We start from the raw sequence: 7,139 nt of genomic DNA on the forward strand, positions 1-7,139 counted from the left end.
TGTTATTGGTTCAATTTTTATGTCTAAATTTTCCCTAGCTCCATACACTTTAAGACTAAAATCAAAAGATGTTAAAGATTATTTGCTATTGGGGGATGTATGTGGCTTAGATTTCCTGGATATTTTTGACGAGTATTTATCAATTTTTTTGTCTAATTATCCAATAGACAATAAAGCTGGAGAGGTAGTAAAAGTTATTGATACCCACAAAAAGAATAGGACTATCTATGGCTTACTTGAGGCTGGAAAAAATGGGTATGGTTCTAAATTGTTAAACACATCTACTGATACTATTTCTTACGAAAGAGAGCTTCTAGACGCAGAACTAATCCCTTATTATTTCTTGGTTAGGATGCCCTCAAAATCGGATAAGGGTGTAGTTATCTTGCAAAGGTTTCATAATCTTGGTATTAAAACTTTATTTTTTAGGAGGTTTAACCAATATTTAAACACCAAGTTTCCTGATATCATGCTAGAAATCAACCCTTTGGTTCCAAAAGGATTGATTAGAGAATATATTAACGGCAGAATAGTCAAAATTAGGTTGATAAAACAAGGCTTTCCAAAAGATATCGCGGATGTATCTAGTGAAGCAATGCCAGATGATCATGGGTTTGATGGTAAATGCGAAATGGTTTTATCTGCAAGTAAAAATGGCTACTTCCCAGATTTATTTCTTTCAAATTTTTCTCGAAAAATCGATAAATTTCTAGATCCAAATGGTAGTGACACATCCATAGGCGATATCATAGAAATGAGTAATTTTGACTATGAAAATATCAAAATTGAAGTCAAAATTGGCAATACATACAAGACAGTAAATCTTTCAGAAAATGACAAGATAAGGTATTATGAAGATATATCTGGAATTGAGGTAAATGTAAAAGATGGGCACCCTAAGTTTGATATAATAGATGATAGAGCTAAATCATTTTTAAAAGATTTAGCCATGTCTATTTGGGGGGATAATGTAGATGCCTAAATCTAACTCTTCCGGGCAAAAATCTTCTTTTTTTTCTAAAATTAACGTTATCGAAATTGTTGCAAATCATTTAAGCACATTAAAAGAATACAGAACAAATAAAAAATCCATCTCTGACCTTGTTTTATTTTTTGTATTCCCATTTTTGGTATCTTTATTATTGGTTCATTTTAGAGTTGTCTTAAACAAAGAATTAGTTGGTGTTTTAATAAATGTATTTGCAATTTTTGCTGGACTTTTGTTCAACCTATTGGTTCTTGTTTACGACGCAGCTTCAAAGGCTAGTAGCACCAAAGGCTCACCTCAAGCATATAAACTGAAGTTAGACATATTAGAGCAAATATACTTTAATATTTCGTTTGAAATATTACTATCTTTGTTAGTAGTTCTTTTGCTGGCTGCTTCAATCACACTAAAAAACAGCTTAATCAATAATATTTTTTCTGCTTTAGTTTTTTATCTAATCGTTTTGTTCACGTTAACTTTTTTGATGATTTTAAAAAGGGTCAACGTACTTCTCTCCCGAGAAATAGAGCATCAAAAAAATACCATACAATAATTAAATACTTCTGAGTCTCAAAAGAGATGTATCTTACGCTGTGAATATGTCTACAATGTAGAACGCTATATATGCAAGGTATGTATCGTTTTAGATGTAGATAAGATCTAATTATGTCCCCCAGCAGCAGCAATCTCCAAAGCACGACGGGCATGAGCCTGTCCTTTGACATCCTTTAAATCAGTCATACCAGAATGTAGAGAGGTTGTGTGTAGGTTTTCTACCCCATCCTCCATCTGCACAGGTTTATAACTGACTGGGTTATTCAGAAAATCCGCAACCTCAGCCACATTTTTGAAAGCATAAACAGCCAATCCTTCCACCGCCACTGCTTCTTGGGCATTATCTGCTGGCACCACCAACCCAGCAATCCCCATCTTTTGTGCCGTAGCTGCGATCGGTAATACACCAGCTACTGGACGCAAACTACCATCCAGGGAAACTTCACCTAAAAATAAATAATCACCTAATAAATCAGCTTTAACTTGCTCAGAAGCGGCCAAAATCCCTACACTAATAGGTAAATCAAAATAGGGTCCCTCCTTCCGTAAGTCAGCAGGGGTGAGATTAATCACAATCTTTCGCATGGGGAAAGCAAAACCTGCATTCTTCAGGGTTGCCTTGACCCTTTCTCGGGATTCTTGCACCACCGCATCCGGTAATCCCAACACCACAATTCCCGGCAAACCGCCAGAAATATCTACTTCTACCCCCACTTTCACGGCATCGATGCCAATTATTGATGCACTCCAAACTCTAGCCAGCATGAGTTAAATATTTCTTTTATAAATAAGCACTAAACCTTTAGAATCTCTAACAAATAAGCAACTACATCGCCATGAGTGAAACCACAGAAACGATTTTCAGTAAAATCATCCGTCGAGAAATTCCCGCCGACATTGTTTATGAAGATGACCTAGCCTTAGCATTCAAAGACATTCAGCCCCAAGCACCCGTTCACATCCTGGTAATTCCCAAAAAACCCATTGTCAACTTAGCTAATGCAGAATCCCAAGATAGCAATCTCATGGGACATTTACTGCTAACTGCTAAAAGGGTTGCGGAACAAGCTGGATTAACAAATGGCTATCGCGTAGTAATTAATAATGGTGCAGATGGCGGTCAAACAGTTTATCACTTACATATACATATCCTGGGTGGACGACAGATGAAATGGCCCCCTGGTTGATAAGAGGAAAGGAGGGTTAGGGGTTGGGGAAGCCCTACCCCTTTCATTTTGATGTGTCGCCACCCTGCCAATGGTTGGAAATACGCAAATAAATTAACACTGCCATTCCGTTTATACTCAAAGTCATAACGCTCCGGCTGGTCGGGTTCTGGAGGCAATGGTTTTCTAATTTTTTCTATAAGTTGGTATGGGGTCTCATAAAAAGGAACTTGAGCAGGTGCAAAAGTTGAACATATCAATTCCCCTTTCCTGGTTGTATGCCTGCAATATTCAAGGGTATACGATAAATAGCTTCACCAGCTGTGATATAAAGTGTTTGATAATTTTTACCACCCCAAGCTAAATTCGTTACAGCTTTGGGAACAGCAATTTTATTCAGTAGTTCACCTGTTGGCAAGAAAATCCATATCCCCCCAGAACCACTACAGTAGATATTGCCTTTAATATCCACTTTCATCCCATCAGGTACGCCTTTATCCTTGGGTCCAGGTAACTCTGCAAATACCTTACCGTTAGTTAATGTACCATCTGCTTTGACATCAAAAACACGAATATGTAATTTTTTGGAATCAGATACGTATAATTTTTTCTCATCTGGGGAGAAAGCAATACCATTAGGACGCACCATTTCTTGATTCAATAAAGTCAGCTTTCCACCTGATTGCCAACGATAAATCCCATAAAAGCCGAGTTCTTCCTGTTCTTTTTTAATCCCATAGGGTGGGTCAGTAAAATAAATACTACCATCCGACTTAACTACAACATCATTGGGACTGTTAAGACGTTTTCCCTGGTAGCGTTCAGCCAAGATTGTAACTTTACCATTTTTCTCCGTGCGTGTCAGTTGACGGTTATGTTGAGCGGAAATTAACCGTCCTTGACGATCTAAAGTATTACCATTGGCATTTCCCGCAGGACGACGAAAAACAGAAAGTTTACCGTTAGTTGTCCACTTGTAAATAGTGTCAGCAGGAATATCACTAAAGAGTAAAAAGCCTTTGGGATGCCATACAGGACCCTCTGTAAACTTTAACCCGTCAGATAACTTTTCTACCTTGGCGTTGCTGTCCATGATTGCTGATATACCACTAGAGGTATTGCCGCAGCTTTGCTGTAGTATCAACAAGCCTAGGAATAAAATGTATGCAGTTATTCGTAAAGTCAAATTTCTCATTGTTATTTTATGTTACAAATAATCTTGGGTTTTCCAAATTTCTCGCTAGTTTATAGGTTTTGTGCTTCAACCAACTTTAGGGGTAAGAGTCCCCTGCTTCTAAAAGCAGCGCGTTTTGCGTCGAGGTAAAATCTCCGTTGCAAAACGTAATTCTAAATTCTAAATTCTAAATTCTAGATTCTTTTAATAGTGTCTGTGCCCTAAGTACGTAGTGCTATGCTATTTCAGTCTTGTAGGTGCAAACCATTGCCGAATTAACTCCACGTGAAAGCGATATCCATCCCCGACTTGTTCAATCAGTTCCCGTTGTAATAACTGCTGCCAAGCACTTTCTGATACATCATTTACTGATTGCAATATAGTATTTTTACTGACTATTATTCCTTCTCTTTGTGCTGCGATGAATTTCAGAATAGCCAGTCCCACTGCGTCTACTTGGTTATTTTGAATATCAGCAAAGAAGAAACTACCAGTACTTAAAGCCTCTGTCACCGCCGCTTCCACATCCCCTAAAGTCGCTAGTCGTCGCACAGAGGGGTCTTGCTCGTTTTTGTAGGCGACAATTTCGCTACACAGTAATTGCACTAAAAAAGGGTGACAACGGGTAAGTTGCAAAATGCGCTCTACTGCATCCGGTTCGTAGCGCAGGGTAAAATCTTGGACGGGACGTTCGATGAGTTGACGAGCTTCTTCTTGTTTCAAGTAGCCGATATACACCACTTGCACGTTGATTAAGTAACTAGCCCAACGCTGATATTCTTCAAGAGTATGAGAACCAGCCAGCATGACTTTGAAGCGAGGACGATGTTGGATCAGGTGGCGCAACATTCCTAATACATCTTGTTCGTCGAAGCGTCCTTTGGTAATCGCGCTGTCTAGTACCTCAAATTCGTCTAGCATCAACAAGGCGGTATTTTGTTCTAGTACCTCTTCTACCTGATCCAGCCATTCATCAAAGTAGGTGAAGGGGTCATCTCCTAGAGTTTCGCGGGTGAGGGGTGGTAGGGTAACAGCTTGTTTTTTCCCTGAGTTAATCATCCCCTTGGCGAGGTTGTAGAGAAAACCTGTGTAGTTACTGGCTGATGAGGGGGCACCTTGCAAGTCTACAAACATAGGGATAATGGAATTGGGTAGGAGTTTTCCCAGGTTATTGAGGAGGGAAGTTTTACCCATGCGTCGCTGTCCGTAGAGTAGTAGGGGTGGGCGACGGCGATCTAAAATTAATTGTTCGATGCGGATTCCGATGTCATTGCGTCCACTGAAAATTTCTTGCTCTTGGGTGAGGGGAACAGCCAGAATGTAAGGAGAGTCAATTTCTTGGCGGAGTTCTACTTCTTTTGCTAGTTGTTCTACATAGTCAGTGATTATTTTATGCCAACTTTTAGCGATCGGGTAAAAGCGTTTACTATATTTATCGCTGCTGCGGATTAAATCCTGTAAATTTGTATTTAACCTGTCTATCACAGCTTTAAAGGCTAAACGTTGGTTATAGTTACTACGCTGATTGAGAGCAGCATCGACATCTTCACTGATGCGACTGAAGATATTTAGCAGGTTGCTGATGGGACTTTCTATTTCCCCAGAAGTTAGTTTTTGATAAGTATGACGAATATCTTTCACATCTGCACAGCATTCTAAACTCCAGGCATCTAGTTCAATTTGTGCAGCTTGTGCAGCCCATCGCTGACGACTAGTACTGAGATAATCTATAGCTGCTTTTCCTTCCGTTGGGTTACGCTTTGCTACTAGGATAATATGTTCCTCTAGACTCAGGATAGGTAAACGTTGGTGTTCGTCCCAAAAAGCGGGATGCCAGGGTAATAGACTGGATTGAGTGCGAAAACGCCGTAGTTCAGCTTGATAGAGTAGGGTATTTGCTGCTAAGAGTAAGGGATATAAAGCTACTGGTCGCCACCAAGCCCAAGTTAATCCCAGTAAAGTACTTATAATGATTGCTATAGAAATAATCTGGGTATGTTCATTACTACTCAAAATAACTATCCACCACCCCATATTTGATAAAGCACCTGCTACTGCACCGGCTGAAGCACCAGCAATAGGCTCTGTAATTACATAAGGGAAGGCAAAGAACATGATAATTATAAAACCTACTGCCACGCCGAGTGTCACACCTCCCTCCACCACGCCGAGCGCCACGCCGACCGCCACACCGAGCGCCACGCCGACCGCCACGCCATAAGACAATTTTTTTGTTCGCAATCCTCCCGCCACGCCGACCGCCACGCCTCCCGCCACGCCTCCTGCCACGCCGAGCGCCACGCCTCCCTCCGCCACGCCTCCTGCCACACCTCCTGCCACACCTCCTGCCACGCCTCCTGCCACGCCTTCTGCCACGCCTCCTGCCACGCCTCCTGCCACGCCTCCTGTCACGCCTCCTGCCACGCCGAGCGCCACGCCGAGCGCCACGGTTGCGTTTGAATTACCACTTAATAACAGTACACAGCCAATGAATAAGCCAGTAAGGACAGGTAATATAATATATGCCTGTATCAGCAGCTTTCGCAAAACAGGGTGATGCCAATGAAATCGGCGTAATTCACCTAAGCAAAAGTCTGGGCGTAGTTCGGGATCAATTCTGGCTATATGATTCCGCCATGCTGTGGGACGAAAGAAAAGCCAGAATAGCAGTTGCAGGCTACCCAGTATGAGGTTGGCGTGCTGTTCGGGTGCATCGGTGTAGATTTTGGAGTAGTCGATGGGGGGAGCCATGGCGGTAATTTATGTCATTGCGTAGATGTAACTACGGCACCTCTTTTTGAGTTTATAACATTGATGAGATTGCTTCCCTTCGGTCGCAATGACATCAAACTGTCATTGCGAGGAGGAACGACAAAGCAATCGCGAAATCTTGTGTTATCAACCAATTAATGAGATTGCTTCCTTGCGTCGCAATGACAATCGTAAGCTTTGGGTAATGAGTTGATTGTTGTTGCGAGCTTTTATAGTCATTGCGAGGAGGAACGACAACTTAAATTTAATTACACTTACCTACTTTGTTCAACCCTAAAATTCTTCATATAAATCCTTCCATCCTGGATTGAGATTGTTAATTAAATCAATTTTCTTTTGCCTAGAACCTGCTTTAATTTGTTTTTCTCGACTAATTGCAGTATAAGCATCTTCATAGGTTTCGTAATAAACTAACTTGGTAATGTTGTATTTTTTGGTAAATCCTTCGATCAATTTGGATTTATGTTCATAAATTCTTCTTTGT

Annotated in this window: 6 protein-coding genes and 1 pseudogene; 3 read left to right on the forward strand and 4 right to left on the reverse strand. The window is 40.9% G+C overall.

Annotation, left to right across the window (positions count from 1 at the left end; translation table 11 throughout):
* Together CALSC_RS15885 and CALSC_RS15890 are read left to right on the forward strand one after the other, a co-directional pair.
* A partial coding sequence (locus tag CALSC_RS15885) for a SelT/SelW/SelH family protein (protein WP_088242293.1) occupies positions 1–982 on the forward strand: 982 nt, incomplete at its 5' end.
* Positions 975–1,541 (forward strand): hypothetical protein, encoded by a 567-nt coding sequence (locus CALSC_RS15890; RefSeq protein WP_088242294.1) that lies wholly within the window; start codon positions 975–977, stop codon positions 1,539–1,541. The genes CALSC_RS15885 and CALSC_RS15890, both read left to right, overlap by 8 nt.
* A gap of 110 nt (positions 1,542–1,651) precedes the next feature.
* Here the strand turns inward: CALSC_RS15890 and CALSC_RS15895 are convergent.
* Positions 1,652–2,308: pseudogene (locus CALSC_RS15895) on the reverse strand (magnesium chelatase domain-containing protein); the annotation flags it as partial.
* Positions 2,309–2,379: 71 nt separating this feature from the next.
* Here CALSC_RS15895 and CALSC_RS15900 point away from each other — a divergent pair.
* The gene (locus CALSC_RS15900) at positions 2,380–2,730 is read left to right on the forward strand and encodes a histidine triad nucleotide-binding protein (protein WP_088242295.1); all 351 of its coding nucleotides are present in this window, start codon (positions 2,380–2,382) and stop codon (positions 2,728–2,730) included.
* A gap of 235 nt (positions 2,731–2,965) precedes the next feature.
* Here the strand turns inward: CALSC_RS15900 and CALSC_RS15905 are convergent, their stop codons facing one another.
* From CALSC_RS15905 to CALSC_RS15920, 3 genes are all read right to left on the reverse strand, one after another.
* Positions 2,966–3,904 (reverse strand): SMP-30/gluconolactonase/LRE family protein, encoded by a 939-nt coding sequence (locus CALSC_RS15905; protein WP_088242296.1) that lies wholly within the window; start codon positions 3,902–3,904, stop codon positions 2,966–2,968.
* 219 nt (positions 3,905–4,123) lie between these two features.
* A complete protein-coding gene (locus tag CALSC_RS15910) occupies positions 4,124–6,634 on the reverse strand; it encodes an nSTAND1 domain-containing NTPase (RefSeq protein ID WP_200817652.1) in 2,511 nt (836 codons plus the stop codon).
* A 294-nt stretch (positions 6,635–6,928) separates the two neighbouring features.
* The coding region (locus CALSC_RS15920; RefSeq protein WP_088242297.1) for a GIY-YIG nuclease family protein at positions 6,929–7,139 on the reverse strand (211 nt) is incomplete at its 5' end.

The organism is Calothrix rhizosoleniae SC01, assembly GCF_900185595.1.
GTDB classification, from domain to species: Bacteria; Cyanobacteriota; Cyanobacteriia; order Cyanobacteriales; family Nostocaceae; genus Calothrix_A; species Calothrix_A rhizosoleniae.

Excerpts from the sequence above, each read along its gene's own strand:
- CALSC_RS15890 (WP_088242294.1), top strand. The coding sequence starts at position 975 with ATGCCTAAATCTAACTCTTCCGGGCAAAAATCTTCTTTTTTTTCTAAA.
- CALSC_RS15900 (WP_088242295.1), top strand. The coding sequence starts at position 2,380 with ATGAGTGAAACCACAGAAACGATTTTCAGTAAAATCATCCGTCGAGAA.
- CALSC_RS15905 (WP_088242296.1), bottom strand. The coding sequence starts at position 3,904 with ATGAGAAATTTGACTTTACGAATAACTGCATACATTTTATTCCTAGGC.
- CALSC_RS15910 (WP_200817652.1), bottom strand. The coding sequence starts at position 6,634 with ATGGCTCCCCCCATCGACTACTCCAAAATCTACACCGATGCACCCGAA.